At 41.2% G+C, this 16,083-nt stretch carries 13 protein-coding genes; 11 read left to right on the forward strand and 2 right to left on the reverse strand.

Features of this window, described 5'->3' with window-relative positions; all coding sequences use genetic code 11:
• Nucleotides 1-124: 124 nt before the first annotated feature.
• The 7 genes from eptA to BW716_RS26060 all read left to right on the forward strand — a co-directional run bounded on the left by eptA (nucleotide 125) and on the right by BW716_RS26060 (nucleotide 7,642).
• Entirely contained in the window at nucleotides 125-1,654 is a 1,530-nt protein-coding gene (eptA, locus tag BW716_RS26030) for a phosphoethanolamine--lipid A transferase EptA (protein WP_083727617.1), read from the forward strand.
• A gap of 438 nt (nucleotides 1,655-2,092) precedes the next feature.
• Nucleotides 2,093-2,299 (forward strand): hypothetical protein, encoded by a 207-nt coding sequence (locus BW716_RS26035; RefSeq protein ID WP_083727619.1) that lies wholly within the window; start codon nucleotides 2,093-2,095, stop codon nucleotides 2,297-2,299.
• A 597-nt stretch (nucleotides 2,300-2,896) separates the two neighbouring features.
• On the forward strand, nucleotides 2,897-4,135 hold the full coding sequence (locus BW716_RS26040; RefSeq protein WP_083727621.1) for an aspartate aminotransferase family protein: 1,239 nt from the start codon (nucleotides 2,897-2,899) through the stop codon (nucleotides 4,133-4,135).
• A gap of 12 nt (nucleotides 4,136-4,147) precedes the next feature.
• Nucleotides 4,148-5,173 carry an alcohol dehydrogenase catalytic domain-containing protein gene (locus BW716_RS26045; RefSeq protein ID WP_083727623.1) on the forward strand — a complete coding sequence of 342 codons (1,026 nt, stop codon included), beginning with the start codon at nucleotides 4,148-4,150 and terminating at the stop codon, nucleotides 5,171-5,173.
• 11 nt (nucleotides 5,174-5,184) lie between these two features.
• Nucleotides 5,185-5,868, forward strand: a complete 684-nt coding sequence (locus BW716_RS26050; RefSeq protein ID WP_083727625.1) for an HAD family hydrolase — start codon at nucleotides 5,185-5,187, stop codon at nucleotides 5,866-5,868.
• A gap of 90 nt (nucleotides 5,869-5,958) precedes the next feature.
• Nucleotides 5,959-7,107, forward strand: coding sequence for an MFS transporter (locus BW716_RS26055; RefSeq protein ID WP_083727627.1), 1,149 nt, complete (start codon nucleotides 5,959-5,961; stop codon nucleotides 7,105-7,107).
• Between the two features lie 4 nt (nucleotides 7,108-7,111).
• Nucleotides 7,112-7,642 (forward strand): DUF1349 domain-containing protein, encoded by a 531-nt coding sequence (locus BW716_RS26060; protein ID WP_083727705.1) that lies wholly within the window; start codon nucleotides 7,112-7,114, stop codon nucleotides 7,640-7,642.
• Nucleotides 7,643-7,873: 231 nt separating this feature from the next.
• On the opposite strand, the gene BW716_RS26065 is transcribed toward BW716_RS26060, so the two are convergent.
• Nucleotides 7,874-8,677, reverse strand: coding sequence for a sialidase family protein (locus tag BW716_RS26065; protein WP_220388830.1), 804 nt, complete (start codon nucleotides 8,675-8,677; stop codon nucleotides 7,874-7,876).
• Here BW716_RS26065 and BW716_RS26070 point away from each other — a divergent pair.
• The 4 genes from BW716_RS26070 (at nucleotide 8,676) to BW716_RS26085 (ending at nucleotide 13,429) form a co-directional block, all read left to right on the forward strand.
• The gene (locus tag BW716_RS26070) at nucleotides 8,676-9,086 is read left to right on the forward strand and encodes a helix-turn-helix domain-containing protein (RefSeq protein ID WP_179091275.1); all 411 of its coding nucleotides are present in this window, start codon (nucleotides 8,676-8,678) and stop codon (nucleotides 9,084-9,086) included. The two genes, BW716_RS26065 and BW716_RS26070, sit on opposite strands and share 2 nt — an antisense overlap.
• 635 nt (nucleotides 9,087-9,721) lie before the next feature.
• On the forward strand, nucleotides 9,722-10,279 hold the full coding sequence (locus BW716_RS26075) for a hypothetical protein (RefSeq protein ID WP_143709042.1): 558 nt from the start codon (nucleotides 9,722-9,724) through the stop codon (nucleotides 10,277-10,279).
• 181 nt (nucleotides 10,280-10,460) lie between these two features.
• Nucleotides 10,461-11,864 carry a rhodanese-like domain-containing protein gene (locus BW716_RS26080; protein WP_083727631.1) on the forward strand — a complete coding sequence of 468 codons (1,404 nt, stop codon included), beginning with the start codon at nucleotides 10,461-10,463 and terminating at the stop codon, nucleotides 11,862-11,864.
• A gap of 578 nt (nucleotides 11,865-12,442) precedes the next feature.
• Nucleotides 12,443-13,429 carry a DNA/RNA non-specific endonuclease gene (locus tag BW716_RS26085; protein ID WP_083727633.1) on the forward strand — a complete coding sequence of 329 codons (987 nt, stop codon included), beginning with the start codon at nucleotides 12,443-12,445 and terminating at the stop codon, nucleotides 13,427-13,429.
• 10 nt (nucleotides 13,430-13,439) lie between these two features.
• Here the strand turns inward: BW716_RS26085 and mgtA are convergent, their stop codons facing one another.
• The gene (mgtA, locus tag BW716_RS26090; protein WP_083727635.1) at nucleotides 13,440-15,980 is read right to left on the reverse strand and encodes a magnesium-translocating P-type ATPase; all 2,541 of its coding nucleotides are present in this window, start codon (nucleotides 15,978-15,980) and stop codon (nucleotides 13,440-13,442) included.
• Nucleotides 15,981-16,083 lie beyond the last annotated feature (103 nt).

Here is a 16,083-nt window from a genome sequence, read left to right on the forward strand (position 1 = left end):
AAGTATAAACAACTTCTTTATTAATACTGGCTTGTTTCGTTAAACAGCTAAAAATTAACAAAAATTTAATAATATTATATTTTGTACTAATTTTATCGATTGTTATTGTTTAATAAAATGGTTTATGCGGTTATTTAAGGATAATATAAAAATCGTTCACTTTTCTTTATTAATAAGTTGTCTTAACTTCTTATTCTTTCATTTTCCCTTTTTCAAATTTATTTTTAATAATGTTGATTATAAAAGTTTTAACGGTATTTCCATTATTATTTGTTTTGTTATCCTAATGCTGGTTGCAAATTCTTTTGTCTTTTTTTTGATGTTCTTTCTATTTCGCTTTGTAGGAAAAATTATCCTGGCATTACTCTTTATTGTCAGCGCAATTGCAGTTTACTTTATTAATACTTACGGTGTTATAATAAATGCAGAAATGATGGGTAATGTGCTAAATACCAATTATGCTGAGGCGTCAGGGTTTTTTTCCATAAAATTACTACTCTATATAATTCTGCTTGGTGTTATTCCTGCCATTATTATCATAAAAGCCAAAATAGTACATGTAACATTCAAGCGATTTTTAGTCATCGCTTTAGCTAGTTTATTATTTATGTTAACTGTAGTATTTGCCAATTCCCAAAATTGGTTGTGGGTTGATAAAAATTCAAAAGTATTAGGTGGGCTTGCAATGCCATGGAGTTACACAGTAAATCTTTCTTTGTTTTTTGTACATAAACACCAGGAAAATGAAAAAGAAATATTATTGCCAGATGCTACCATAAAAGATAACCGGAAATCGGTTGTTGTCTTAGTGATAGGAGAATCCGCCAGAAGTGAGAATTTTTCTTTATACGGGTATAGTAAAAATACAAATCCATTGCTTTCAAAAACCCCTGGTGTATTTCATTTTAATGCTACCTCTTGCGCCACCTACACTACTGCAGGTGTAAAGTGTATTTTAGAAGCTAAAAATACCGGCGAGTTGTATGAGATTTTACCCAATTATTTATATAGAAATGGCGTTGAGGTTGTCTGGAGAACCACAAACTGGGGAGAACCACCTGTTCATATAAAAAATTACCTGAACAAAGAGGCGCTGATGAAAGATTGTAAAGGCGATGAATGCGATTATGATGAAGTTCTTTTGAATAACCTGAAAGAGCAAATAGCAGCAAGTACAAAAAACAAGATATTGATAATTTTGCACACAAGTACAAGTCATGGACCTGAGTATAGCAAAAAGTATCCGCCTCAGTTCGAAACTTTTAAGCCAGTCTGTAATAGCGTTGAATTAGCAAAATGTTCTAGTACAGAACTGGTCAACGCTTATGACAATACGATTCGTTATACCGACTATATTTTATACAATGTGATTGAAGATTTAAAACAATTAAAGGAATATAGAAGTGCAATGATTTTTGTTTCCGACCATGGCGAATCTTTAGGAGAAAAAAATCTATACATGCATGGTTTGCCTTTAAGCCTGGCGCCGAAACAACAATATGACATTCCTTTTATAGTTTGGACATCTGAAAACAGTTTAAAACCATTGAACACAGAAAAATCATTGTCACAAGACTACGTATTTCACAGTGTTTTAAATTTTTTGGGCATACAAAGTCCTGTTTATAATGAGGAATTGAACATTTTTAAATAGCGGAAGACTATGATTAATTGCGCCTGACGTGGAAGATAACCTGTCCGCTTCTCCAAAATACTGTGCCAGACATTCCAAAGTATGGGAAAGCTTTTTGGCACGAAGCGAATGAGTGAGGACGATGCTCTGTTCCATATAATACTATTGAAGACATTAAGTTCAATGCGCTGAACGTAGTATTAGCATACGAACCGAATAAAACCATAGTAGAAAATACAAGCCGCTGTTCCTGCAACAGGCTGCCTGGTGTTTTAACCATTTATTGGGATAACAGTGAGAAAATGAACATGATTTACTTTTTTTAAAAGATGCGTGAGGTAAATATTTCTTTTAAAGCATGATTGTAGTATGGTCACGAAATTAGAACTAATATTAGGCTGCTGAAAGTAGGTACGTCGCCGTCCCTTAACCACTTTGAAGTTAGAAATGAGCCTGACAATGGATGACAACGAAAAAAAGTTTGATAAATTCACGGCCCTGCAACAGCAGATCTACGCAGGACCAGATGCGTATAAGCACAGTATTCTCTGCGACTGTTGCTCCATATTCGCTAATAAATGGAACCTGCTGGTAGTCGTGATAGAGAACTTCCCGAATGAGATCATCGAAATCCACACCGAATCTTATTGGAGAGAAACGTTTTAGGATAGAGAGTTTATTTATTCGCGTATTTCCGGCGGTAGAACAGTTGCGTGACCATCATGCTTGCAGCCATGATAACAAGTGTATACTTAAAGGTAGCATCACCAGGACCCACTACCGGGAGGGCCAACATACATAGCTTTTCCACCCGATACATTTGTGAGTAAGTGACACCAGCACGGCCCGGATCAGACTCAAGAAAGCACTGGGGGCAAGCGTGGAAAGCATGTCCTGCACTCCTTTCGCAGCGGCCATAAAGTTATAGAACAGTACGCTCCACAGCATGGATAGAAGTATATAAAGAAGAATGTAAGGAAGTTGCCTAATGGATTTTTTATTGCACCTCAATTATAATATATAATACCTGATTTTTCGAAAATAAAAAAAAGAAATTTATCCGGATTACATTTTACTTTACAGCTATTATGTAACCCGTTTTACTATTCCATCTTTAAGACAAGATCTCTTATTGTTTATCCTTTAAAAAACCCGTAAGACCCTCAAACAACAAAAATCGAAAAACGTATCATGACACTCCCCCCCTGACGAAACATCACCCTCGTCCGGCACTTCAATGCACATACTCTAAAAACAAATTCCATGACCACTACCCAAGTCCAATTCAACAAAGGGAAAGGTATTCGCCTGTACACCCCTGATCAGGATGAATACATCGACGCAGTGTCCGGCACCTTTAACCTGGCATTAGGTTACAGCTACCCCGAACTGGTTGATGCGCTCAAAACCCAGCTGGAAGACCTTATCCACGTATCGTCTTCCTTCACCGGCGACCTTGCCCAGCATGTACTGGATAGCATTCTTGCCCATGCACCAGCCCATATCACCACCGGCTGGATGCGCGACATTATTGGTTCCACTGCCAATGAAGGAGCTGTTAAAATTGCCAATAAGTATAATGGCAGAAATGAGGTCATCAGCCTCTCCCTGTCCCACCACGGACAGACACTTTTCGCGACCGCCATCTCAGGTAATGCCTTCCGGCGCAAATCTTTCCCAAATACGGTTGTAACTCAAAATGGTATTGTACCTGCGCCCTACTGCTATCGTTGTCCTTTTTCGGCAAAAGGTGCACCTGCCTGTGGTTTCCTTTGTACAGAAGCCATTCACGACTATGCTGAGTATGCCGCCTCTGGTGGTGTATCATGTATCATCATAGAGCCTATCCTCGGCAATGGTGGCAATATCATACCTCCTGAAGGTTACTTTGAACGGGTCCGCAAGATCTGTGATGAGCTGGACATTGTACTGATCGCTGATGAGGTACAGACGGGCATTGGCAGAACAGGGCACATGTTTGCAAGTGAGTACTATGACATTAAACCTGACATCATCACACTGGCCAAAGGCCTTGGTGGTATTGGTATTCCTGCTGCAGCTATACTTTACACACCCCAACTGGCCGTGCTGGAGAAGTTTGAACACTCCTACACATCCGGTGGTAACCTGCTATCGCTGACAGCATCACAGAAGACCATGGAGATTGTATCCCGGGAAGGTTTCCTGGAAAACGTGCGTGAAAATGGGGCAGTCCTTGGCCGCCTGCTCAACAATCTCAAGGAAAAATATGGCGATGTAATCGGCGATGTACGTGGTATCGGCTATATGTGGGGATTAGAAATCGTTGATAAGGATGGTGCGCCAGATGTAGATCTTACTAACAAGATCATTGACATTGGCCTTGAAAATCATCACCTCATACTGCGTGGCTCCCGTTATGGATTTGGGAATGTCGTGAAAGTAAGACCTTCCCTGACAACAACAGTTGATGACATTGAGGAGATCTGTGCACGGCTGGATAAGATATTTCATGAACTTTAAAAATTGCAAATCATGCAAGCTATTGTTTATAACAATCCCTGGGAGATCTCTATCCAGGAAAAGGAAGAACCATCTATTATACTTCCCGATGAAGTGATCGTAGAGGTCCGTGCTACAGGCATCTGCGGTACAGACCTCAGTATTATTTCCGGTGAGTACATGGCACGTCCGCAGGTGATCATCGGGCATGAATCTGCCGGGGTGATCGTGGATAAAGGTTCAGCTGTGGATAATTGCCAGATCGGAGACCGGGTCATCATAGACCCCACTTACTATTGCGGTTATTGTGATAACTGCCGTAAAGGGCTGCGTAATCATTGCCTGCTGAAATCCTCTACAGAAGCAGGTGTGTCTATTGATGGCACATTCACCCGGTATTTCAAAACCACGCAACGATTTATTTATCCATTGGCAGAGGCAATCCCTTTTGAGCAGGGGGCCATGTCTGAGCCATTGAGTTGTGTGCTCACAGCTGTAAAGAAATTGCAGGTCACACCCTTCATGCGCACAGCTATATTGGGTGGGGGACCTATTGGCCTGTTGTTCTACCTGGCCCTGAAGCAATATGGTATACGCGAAGGCGTGATCTATGAAGCATCGGGTCAGCGTATGCAATTGATTGAAAAGAATGACGTGTTGACTGATCGCTGGACCATGTCTCCATCGTTTGTACCGCAGAAGAACCAGTATGACCTGATCATTGATACCACGGCCAGTCTGCTGGAAAAATCCATCCAGGCTATTGCTGACGGTGGAAAGATCTCACTGATGGGATTGCGCAATAATCTGCAAACAATCAATCCACGTGAGATAGCGGATCGCAGTATTTCTATCATTGGCTCCATTGATTCACAGGACACTTTCCGGCATGCGGTGGATCTCATTAACAGCGGCCAGCTGGAGTTGCAGAAGATCATCACCAATGAGTATGATCTGAATAACTTCGATGCCGCTATAAAGGATCTGGGTTGCGATCGGACTACCCGTCAGCGAAGTAATAATATCAGTAGTCTTAAATCAGTTATCAGGATCTCTTAAAGTTAACCAGTATGAAGTACATCATTTTTGATATAGACGGTACATTGACCGACACCACTGCAATAGACGACCATTGTTATACCCGTGCGATAGAAGATTGCTTTGGTTTTAAAGATTTCGAAACGAATTATGGATATTATCAGAATACCACAGACAGTGGCATTATCGACCAGTTGTGCCGTGAGAGACTGGGTCGCACATTTACTGAAGCAGAGCGGGATCATTTCATCACTCACTTCTGTGGATTATTGCAGCAGGCCTACCAGGAAGATCCTGCTACCATTCGTGAAATAACGAAGGCAGGAGCTGTGATCGGGCTGTTATGCCAGCAGGAGCATTATAGTGTAGGACTTGCTACAGGAGGATGGCGGCAATCGGCACATTTTAAACTGCAATGTGCGGGGATTGATGTAAGTGCCTGTACAGCTTCTTTTGCACAGGATGCACTGGCGAGGCAGGATATTATCCATGCTACAATCCGGAAGATGAATGAAAAAAATGGACTGGATACTGCACCGCCCGGCATCGTTTATGTGGGAGATGGTGTGTGGGATTATCTCACTACGCAGCAGATGGGTATTGGGTTCATTGGCATTGCCAATAAGAAACTCGCTCACCTGGAGGATATTATCAGGATTGAAGATTACGATCAGCTCTATCAGCATATAGGATTATATGCTGAGAAGATCAAGTAAAAAAGTGCTTCACCGCAGCCCATGGGCTGCGGTGAAGCATGCTGATAATGACCTGCGGTACGCCTTTAACAGATTAATAAATGTGAATTTATGCTTTCAGTTACGATTGACCAGAAACGTTCCTACCGTATAGCGACGTCCATTTTCTTTTTTATAGCAGGCCTGACCTATTCAAGTTGGGCCTGCCGTATTCATGATATCAAATCACAATTTGGGCTGGGGAACGCCGGGCTGGGGAGTGTCCTCTTTGCATTGCCCATCGGGCTGATGGTGAGCCTGCCTGTGTCCGGGTGGCTGGTGACAAAGACGGGAAGCAGGAAGGTATTAATAGCCGCCGGCCTACTGTTTCCAGTTATGCTTACATTTATTGGATTTACCACACACATCTGGCAGTTGGTCATCGTATTATTCTGCTTTGGGTTTATGAACAACCTGTTTGAAATATCCATGAATACGCAGGCTGTGGGTATTGAGAATTTATATGGGCGCTCGATCATGGCTTCCTTTCATGGGCTTTGGAGCCTGGCGGGATTTACGGGTGTGGGTATTGGTACCCTGGCTGTAAATCTGAACTGGCCTATATGGCAGCACTTCCTGCTAGTAGCGTTGCTATGCTGGGTGCTGGTATTCAGTGCCAGATCATACCTGTTGCCAGCCGATGCGCCTACGGATGATGGGCCACTGTTTGCCATGCCGGATAGGAAGATCATGCAGCTGGGATTGATCGCGTTTGCCAGCCTGGTCACAGAGGGGACTATGCTTGACTGGAGCGGGGTATATTTCCAGAAAGTGGTGCAGGTGCCTGAGGCATTGACAACGGTGGGGTATATCGCTTTTATGAGTACGATGGCCGGTGGTCGATTTGTAGCGGATAAGGTAGTGACACGCCTGGGTGTGAAGCATGTGCTGACATATGCTGGTATGATCAGTAGTACAGGGTTATTAATCGCTATTTTCTTCCCGCATATCATGACGGCTACGCTGGGTTTCCTGTTGGTAGGGATTGGCGTTTCGTCTATTGTGCCATTGGTATTGGCATTGGCAGGTAAGTCAGACACGTTACCGCCGGGCATGGCAATAGCTGCGGTGTCCACCGTAGGGTTCCTTGGATTCCTGATTGGTCCTCCGATGATCGGTTTTATAGCAGAAGCTCTGGATTTGCGATGGTCATTTGGTTTAATTGCTTTGTTTGCCAGCTGCACTATCTGGCTGACACATGGTATTGATACAAAACAATAACAATATGAAATGGATGAATGAACCGGCCCAATGGGCTGGTGATAATCAGCAGCTGTCGATGACAGTAGATGCTGATACAGACTTCTGGCGTGTCACGCATTACGGTTTTATACGTGATAATGGGCCGTTTTATTACGTGGAGCGGGAAGGTGATTTTGTAGCCAGTGTGAAGGTGAGAGGGCAATATCGGGAGCTTTTTCATCAGGCAGGCTTGATGGTGCGGCTTGATGAAAAGAACTGGATCAAGACCGGCATAGAGTATGTGGACGGGGTGCAAAACGTAAGTGCTGTAGTCACACGGGAGGTATCTGACTGGTCTGTGGTACCCAGGAATGATAGTCCGGATGCGCTCTGGCTAAATTTGTTGCGAAAGGGTGATTATGTGGAGATCAGTTATTCATTTGATGGAGAAAGATATGAGATGTTGCGGCTGGCTTATTTTCCGCCGGGAGGAATAGTCCGGGTAGGGCTTGTGGCCGCTGCACCGGGTAAGGAATCATTTTCAGTGTTGTTTGAAGATTTTCGGGTAAATTAAAAGAGGCTGTCAATAGTAATTTTTGCCTGATTTTATTCGGGTACCTTGTAGCAACTGCTGCGCAAGCAGATGAAAGTTGCCTGCAAGAGTTTAGCTATACGAAAATATCAATGGCAAGCCCCCCGGCAGACATGAAATTCATGAATGTTAATCTGAGTTTTCAACATCCACCTTTACTGGGTATGACATAGATCACGTTGCCTGAAACTAATAAATTAAAGACCTTATCTTCTACAGAAGGAAGTAATCGTCGTAGGATGTCCTTAGCCCCCTGGTATTAGACTCTGAACTAGAAGTGATAGGAGCGAATCCACCTTTGATCTGTTTTACATCGAAAGCCACACCACCCTCACTGCTCACCACCGCCCAGTTTTCGCCATTATCGGTCGATCTTATTATCCTTCTCATACTGATCGCCACCAGTACGCCATTCGACTCTGCCAAATTCCCTACCAAGCCTCCGGTATGGACATGTTTCCAGGTTTTTCCATTGTTAGCAGTTTTAAAAAAGCCGCTGTCGGTGCCGATGAAAATTGTACCTCCGGCAGTCTCAAAAACGCTGCGTATTCGTGGCTCCTGAAAATTTTCGAATATCGGCGACCATACACTCGTTCCGTTTGTTTTTTTCAAATTTACCCCCCAGTAATTGAAGGCAAATATCCAGGACTTACCGGGGGCAATGCTGCTATGTTCGTCAGGGAAAATCTCTTTGGTCCAAAAAGGAGCTGTGGCATTTGGTGCACTGTGATAGAGTCCGTTTCCAACTCTTAAAAACAGCCCTTTATCATTTGCAAAGAAACTATTTCCCTGGATACTATCTCCCCGCAAATTTTCGGGCAGCCCTTTGCTGATGTCCTGCCAGGTTTGTCCGCCATCTGTAGATTTAAAAACGATCTTTGCAGTTCCGGTGGTATCTGCTTTTTGATTTTGGAGATTATTCGCGATAAAGGATGCCTGTGGAATTTCAGGTGCCTGATTATAGGAAAAGAGGAATTGAAAAAAGAGCAGGAAAGCAAGATTATAGATGATCTTCATGACTGGAAATGATTCTTTGAGTGTTGTTGGATTTTATGTAAAAAATAAGTTCCGGAAAGAAGAGGCGAAAGTATCAATCCCCGATAATAATGATTACCTGCAATTAGGAAGCTTTAGATTCTACGCAGATAATAATGTGCTGAAAACTGAGGATAAAAGTATTACGCTTTCGGAAAAAGAAACAAAAGCACTAAAAATATTTGCAGAAAATATATATCAGGTCGTAGAAAGGGAAAAACTGATGAAAGAGATTTGGGAAGACAAAGGCCTGGTGGTCATCAGTAGAAATGTTGATGTATTGGTGTCAAAATTACGTAAGAAATTAACCGACGATCACTCCATTAAATTTATTAATGTACCCGGCAGGGGTTACAAATTTATTATTGAGTCGATACCAGTTAAAAATTAAGTAACGTGTAAAACAATTTAGATTGTGATGAATACTTTGTCAATTGTCATGATCATTCCGTTTTGATTATTAATGGTTTAAGTTTAAAAATAAGCCACAAATCTTCTATCTCCTGGCTTGAAATTTTATAATTATCGATCGACTTGAGACAATCTGTCAATAATCAATAATATTTGATTTGAAAACTTACCGGCAGCGACCACTAAAAGCTTTATAAACAATCGATTTGTAAGGTTTTTTTATTCCCACGAATACCATTTTTATCTGTTCTATCCACATGCAGAATTGCAGCATCTTTCATCGCTATCAAATGGTGGCACAATTCCCCCTATGAACCCTAAACCAATTTCCTATGCACATTTTAGAGAACTGTCTTAACTACGCATCCAGGTTAGATGATACTGATCCAACCACCTTTGAGAAATTCGATAAAGAATAGATGACAGCAACTAATTGACACTATTAATTCCGCTCTTAAGGATAAATAAATAGACAAGGGCATTAAACAAAAACGCAACAAAGTCAGGAGTAACTGATCTGCTGATAGTATTAAGAAAAATTGGTACCTTGGCTCCCCATAAATCAAAATCAGGTGTGAAATCCTTAACCTTCATGCCCCTAACACTAACTTATATATGAAAAGACGTAGTCTAATTCCCCTATTATCCGTACTGTCCGGACTAATGTTTGTTATCTTCATGATATCCTGCGGTAAAGATGGCGCTACAGGTCCTGCTGGCCCTGCTGGACCCGCTGGTGATAGCTCCTCCGGCACTGTGATTTATTCCGAATGGCTGGATGTGACGTATAAGCCCGACACCATACATAATGCTAACGGTAGTATTGATACGATAGGCTTCTATGCCATTATTGAGGCACCAAAACTCACCCAGGCACTGCTGAGTACCGCAGATGTAAAAGTATACGTCAACACTAATGATGCAAGTGATCCTGTCATTTTTCCGTTGCCTTATAATGCCAGATCAGGTATTTACATCGACGTCACAGCTTACACACAGAAGATTCAGTTGTATTCCAATGCGAACGTGGGTACCACATTGGCCAATGATGGTAAGAAGTATCAACAATACCGGTACATGATCGTGCCCGGCAATACTGAGGCAAGATCGGCGGCTTCGGTAAACTGGTCCGATTATGCCGAGGTAAAAGCGAAACTCGGGTTAAAAGATTAAAAGGAAAAGGCTGTCTCAAAAGGGAGGCAGCCTCTTTCTTTATTGGGTGATCCTTGCTCAGACTAGATCCCAACGTAAGTACTATCCTGCAGAGGAAAGCACAAATGATCAGATCGTCTAAACTAATCACTGAATGTAAAAACAGGATACATTTTTGCATTAAAAAGAAAAACTAAACACCATGTATTTTCAGCACATTTATGATAAAAGCCTGGCTCAGAGCAGTTACTTTATTGGATGTCAGAAAGTTGGTATAGCTGCTGTAATAGATCCTAAAAGGGATGTGGATACTTACCTGGAAATTGCACAACAGCAAAAGATGAATATTACCCATATCCTTGAAACGCATATTCACGCTGATTTTCTCTCGGGATCCCGTGAACTGGCATCACTGACAGGTGCTCAAATGTTCCTGTCAGATGAAGGAGGCCCGGATTGGCAATATGAATTTGATCATACAGGCGTAAAAAATGGTAGCATCATAGAATTGGGCAATCTTAAATTTGAGGTTCTACATACTCCCGGACATACACCTGAAAGCATCTGTTTTTTATTGACTGACAAACCAGCAAGCGATGCGCCAATAATGCTATTCACTGGTGACTTAGTTTTTGTAGGAGATATAGGCAGACCAGATCTGCTCGAAAAAGCTGCTGGTCTGATAGGCACCCAGGAAATCGGCGCTCATCAACTGTTTATCTCGCTGAAAAAATTTGCTGCATTACCACCCTATGTACAGGTCTGGCCTGCACATGGTGCCGGCTCTGCCTGTGGGAAAGCCATTGGTTCTGTACCTTCTACTACTACAGGCTATGAAATGATAAGAAACTGGGCCTTCCAATTCCAACAAGATGAAGAAGGTTTTGTAAAATACCTGCTGGCAGATCAACCGGAACCACCAAAATATTTTGCAAAGATGAAACAGCTCAATAAGCTAAACCGCCCATTGCTGACAGAGGTCCCCATCATTAAAGCGCTCGACAACAACGAACTATTATCTGCATTAAAGAAAGGTTACAAACTGATCGATACACGAGACAAAAGCATATTTGCCACCGGATATATTCCCGGCAGTATCAATATCCAGGCAAATAACTCCTTTAATACATGGGCTGGTTGGTTCCTGGATTATGATACACCTTTTATGTTAATAGCTAATCCCAATGAACTGGATGATCTGACCAGAAAATTAATGCGAATTGGCCTGGACAACATTTACGGCTATATTCCGGACATAAATGAATGGGTAAATGCCGGAGGTGTACCAGAACAGGAAACCGTGATCTCCATTAATGAGTTTAAGGAACTTTATTCTAATAATGATATTCAGATAGTAGACCTGCGTGGTGCGACAGAATACAAGTCCGGACACATCAGCAAAGCGAATAACTTATTTATCGGCCACCTGCCTGAAAATATGAATAAGATCAGCAGGGAAAAAAAAGTTGTGATTCATTGCCAGAGCGGCGACCGCTCTACAATCGCTTATTCATTATTGGCAAGGGAAGGATTTAAAAATGTACTGAATTTTTCAGAAGGCATGAACAAATGGATACAGGATAATAATCCGGTTGAGCAGCAATAATCTCAACCATTTCTGAGAATAAAAGGAAGGGGTATTCTTACGGAGAATACCCTTTTTTTGTTGCCTGCAATTCAACGGGATTTTTACATCTATTCGATCTTCAATAGTATTAATCTTCTTATGTGATTACTCAATACCTGTTTTGTCAACATGCAGGATAACAGAATGCAGCCAACAACTGTTGAAGGAATATATACAAGCCTGAAGACGGATAACTGGCTAATTGAAGGGGGATGGATCTATGGCATTGCTCCAAGAGGAACATACAAATGGTAGACTGTAGCTGGTTCCATGGGCTTATATTCGCAAGGAACCAATACCAATGCCAGCAAAGGGAATATAATCATATTCTTAAAAAGGAAATGTTTATTCGCAGAAATTATCGCATATTGCAGCCCGAAATTAACTTATACGATTAAACTTTCTTTGTACCAAAGAAGTGAACACTAAAGAATAATATGCCACAAAAAGGAATTACCATCAGACCATATTGACGCCATATCCTCGTCTATCCTAAGGACAGCAACTGGCATTTCACATCACATACCATCATTCAAATTTCTAATACAAGCCAACTAATGAAAGAAAAAAAATTATTATCCCTCGCCGTTACAGTGGCGCTGATAGTATTTATAACTTGTGTAAGGCTGAGAGAATCATCAGGAAATAAGACGCCGGATAAGCCTAAAAAAACCAATACAACAAAATCTTCCCACAATACCACAAAGTCATCTCAGGGTACAACCGCCTCCCGGACAATTGTACCTTCATCATCCGAAAATTGTGATACACACGTAAAGAACACCAGCGATAACAATCACCTATTATTGGGCAATCCGTCTGATGCACAGCCATGTATGGTGCTTGTCAACAATTATCTTATAGACAGAACCTATTATGTTGCGTCTTACAACAGTCAGCGCGGTACTCCTAACTGGGTAAGCTGGCATCTGGATGCCAATGATCTTGGCAAAACTTACAGAACTGATAACTTCAGAGAAGATCCTGAGTTACCACGCAACTTTTATCATGTAGAAGGCACCGACTATATCAGCTCTGGTTTCGACCGCGGACATAACTGTCCTTCCGGTGACCGTACCAATAATACCAGCGCTAACGAATCTACCTTTCTTATGAGTAATATGATTCCACAGGCGCCCAGGAACAACAAGCGTACATGGGCTGGCTTTGAGGAATATACAAGAAACACACTCGTGAGCCACGGCAATGAATGCTATATCATTATGGGAAGCTATGGCACTGGTGGGACCGGATCAAAGGGCAAGGTGAAAACAATCGATCAGGGGAAGGTGACAGTACCTACCCGCATCTGGAAAGTGGTAGTGGTTATTCCTGCCGGTGATAATGACCTGGAACGTCTCTGTAACAGCAATGTTACTATCGTAGCTATCGATACACCGAATAATGATAAATCGATTGATAACAGCTGGAGGAAATATATTACCTCTGTGAAAGCGATTGAAGATTCAACCGGTTATCATTTATTATCAAATCTGCCAAAGAAAGTGCAGCTGGCATTGAAATCAAAGGTATATGTTCCATAGGTGCAGAACATCAATAATACTTATTCATCACCTTCCTGTAAAACCACTTCTTCAACAATTCAGCTGACATTATATACCCCAAAATAACTAACAACATCCAACCATAATAACCAATTGACAATTTTTCAAACCCCATCCAGAAAGCAATATGCGTGAACGGGAAAACCAATACAAATAAAACAATAAAACCCGTAGCTATAGCTAAATACCTTCCAGGTAAACTTTTGAAAAATGGTAACGGCGTACGCACAACCAATACTATTAACGAAGCAGAAATAACTGATTCAATGAACCAACCTGTCTGAAATTGCTTTTCGTCAGCATGCAATACATTCAATAAAATACCAAACGTAATATAATCAAAAACAGAACTGAGCAAGCCAAAAAAAATCATAAATCGCTTGATAAAATTTAAATCCCAATGCTGCGGCGACTTTATAACAAAATCATCTACTTTATCAAGTGATATCGTCATCTCCGGTAAATCTGTCAATAAATTGGTAAGCAGGATCTGCTTAGGTAACAACGGTAGAAAATTCAAAAATATAGAAGCACCTGCCATACTAAACATATTCCCAAAATTGGCACTTGTAGCCATAAAAATATACTTCATCGTATTAGCAAAGGTCTTCCTGCCTTCAATTATACCTTCTGTCAATACATCCAGCCCTTTGCTTAATAATACGATATCAGCAGCTTCTCTCGCTACATCTACCGCGGTGTCAACCGAAATTCCAACATCCGCGGCATGCAAAGCTGACGCATCATTTATTCCATCTCCAACAAAGCCTACCACATGTCCCGCCTTTTTCAGATTAAGTACAATTCTTTCTTTCTGATTTGGCTCAACCTCCGCAAAAATATCTACTAATGGTGCCTCATGTAATAATGCAGCATTACTCATTTTTTGTAATTGGGCACCGGTGACAATTTTAGGATCCACAATACCAATTTCTATCGCCAGACTATTTGCAACCAGTGCATTATCCCCGGTAATAATTTTGAGCCTGACACCCAATTTATTTAACTGTCCGATCAAAACCGACACATTCTCCTTAGGTGGATCAAATAATAAAATAAATCCTAGAAAGATCATATCATTTTCTTCCGCCTTTGTAAAGGGTTCCCCCACATTCAGCCGTTTATAAGCGAGCCCCAGTGTACGGAATCCCAACCTGCTAAATTGCTCGTATTGCTGTAGAATAGCAGGTTGACTTTCCTTCATGGATAATAATGTGCCATCTTTCCTCTCAACCTGACTGCATATAGATACCATAACAGTTAAAGCACCTTTGGTTATCACCAGGTTTTCTCCTTCACGCGCCACCTGTATTGTTAATCGCTTTCTGATAAAATCATAAGGAATTTCTGATATTACGGCAAAACCAGTATTTACGCCATGCCATGCCTTACAAATTGACTCATCAATAGGGTTCCGGAACCCTTGCTGCATTGATGCATTCAACCAGGCATATTCTAATACTTTTTCGCTATGTACACCAGCACTATCCAATGTATCCTTTAAGTTAACATGTCCCTCAGTAACTGTCCCGGATTTATCAGAACAAAGAATGTCCATACTACCCATATTTTCTATTGAAGACAATCGCTTAACAATTACCTTTTTAGTGGCCATTCTCTTCGCACCCGCTGATAAGTTAACACTGATTATGGTAGGAAGCAGTTGTGGTGTCAACCCTACAGCAAGGGCCAGGGAAAACAATAGAGAGTCAAGTACATCCCTGTGTAGAAAAACATTAATAGCAAAAATAGTTAATATTAATAGCAGTGTTATTTCCATCAGTAAATAACTAAACTTGCGGATCCCCCTTTCAAAATCAGTCTCAGGAGCTCTTTGTAATAAACCCGCGGCAATTTTACCAAACTCAGTCTGCCTACCCGTTTTAACAACAATTGCAGTCGCTTTCCCACTAATTATATGCGCTCCCATTAACAATGTATTGCTTCTTTGAGACAATGGAGTATCCAACGGTAATATCCCGCAAGTCTTTTCAACAGGATAGGTTTCACCAGTAAACGCAGCCTCATCTACAAATAGTTCCTGCGATTCGATTATTTTGCTATCTCCAGGAATAATATCTCCTGCTGTTAAATATATAATATCCCCGGGAACAACATTCTCTATTGGCACATCACGCTTCTGTCTGTTCCTTAATATTGTGCAATTCAGGTGCACCATCTTTAATAATTCCTTTGCTGCATTTACCGCTGCGTTTTCCTGCCAAAAACTTAATATACTACTGATACATAAAATGATCAATATAATAATTGTATTTACCACATCTCCCAAAAACAATGATAGTAACGCGGCCACAATAAGAAGGATCGTAATTGGACTTTTAAATTGAGATAGAAACAATAGAAAAGAAGTTTTCTGACTGGTTTCCCTTAAACTGTTAGCCCCATACTTTTCTAAACGCTGAGCAACCTGCTCATCATTAAGCCCATCTTCTCCTCCAGATACCAATTTAAATACTTCCTCTTTTGTAAGACTCCAGAATTTAATCCCAAATTCACTATTATTATCCATACAAAATTATTTTTGACGATCCGGTATAACAACAAACCTACTGGTATTGACAGCCAATTAATCTCAAAAAAATGATCAGCATCATTCTATAAATTGATAATAA

This window comes from [Flexibacter] sp. ATCC 35208, assembly GCF_001975825.1.
In the GTDB taxonomy this organism is placed as follows: Bacteria; Bacteroidota; Bacteroidia; order Chitinophagales; family Chitinophagaceae; genus Chitinophaga.

Excerpts from the sequence above, each read along its gene's own strand:
- BW716_RS26055 (WP_083727627.1), top strand. The coding sequence starts at position 5,959 with ATGCTTTCAGTTACGATTGACCAGAAACGTTCCTACCGTATAGCGACG.
- eptA (WP_083727617.1), top strand. The coding sequence starts at position 125 with ATGCGGTTATTTAAGGATAATATAAAAATCGTTCACTTTTCTTTATTA.
- BW716_RS26070 (WP_179091275.1), top strand. The coding sequence starts at position 8,676 with ATGACTGGAAATGATTCTTTGAGTGTTGTTGGATTTTATGTAAAAAAT.
- BW716_RS26060 (WP_083727705.1), top strand. The coding sequence starts at position 7,112 with ATGAAATGGATGAATGAACCGGCCCAATGGGCTGGTGATAATCAGCAG.
- BW716_RS26085 (WP_083727633.1), top strand. The coding sequence starts at position 12,443 with ATGAAAGAAAAAAAATTATTATCCCTCGCCGTTACAGTGGCGCTGATA.
- mgtA (WP_083727635.1), bottom strand. The coding sequence starts at position 15,980 with ATGGATAATAATAGTGAATTTGGGATTAAATTCTGGAGTCTTACAAAA.
- BW716_RS26080 (WP_083727631.1), top strand. The coding sequence starts at position 10,461 with ATGTATTTTCAGCACATTTATGATAAAAGCCTGGCTCAGAGCAGTTAC.
- BW716_RS26035 (WP_083727619.1), top strand. The coding sequence starts at position 2,093 with ATGGATGACAACGAAAAAAAGTTTGATAAATTCACGGCCCTGCAACAG.
- BW716_RS26050 (WP_083727625.1), top strand. The coding sequence starts at position 5,185 with ATGAAGTACATCATTTTTGATATAGACGGTACATTGACCGACACCACT.
- BW716_RS26065 (WP_220388830.1), bottom strand. The coding sequence starts at position 8,677 with ATGAAGATCATCTATAATCTTGCTTTCCTGCTCTTTTTTCAATTCCTC.
- BW716_RS26040 (WP_083727621.1), top strand. The coding sequence starts at position 2,897 with ATGACCACTACCCAAGTCCAATTCAACAAAGGGAAAGGTATTCGCCTG.
- BW716_RS26075 (WP_143709042.1), top strand. The coding sequence starts at position 9,722 with ATGAAAAGACGTAGTCTAATTCCCCTATTATCCGTACTGTCCGGACTA.
- BW716_RS26045 (WP_083727623.1), top strand. The coding sequence starts at position 4,148 with ATGCAAGCTATTGTTTATAACAATCCCTGGGAGATCTCTATCCAGGAA.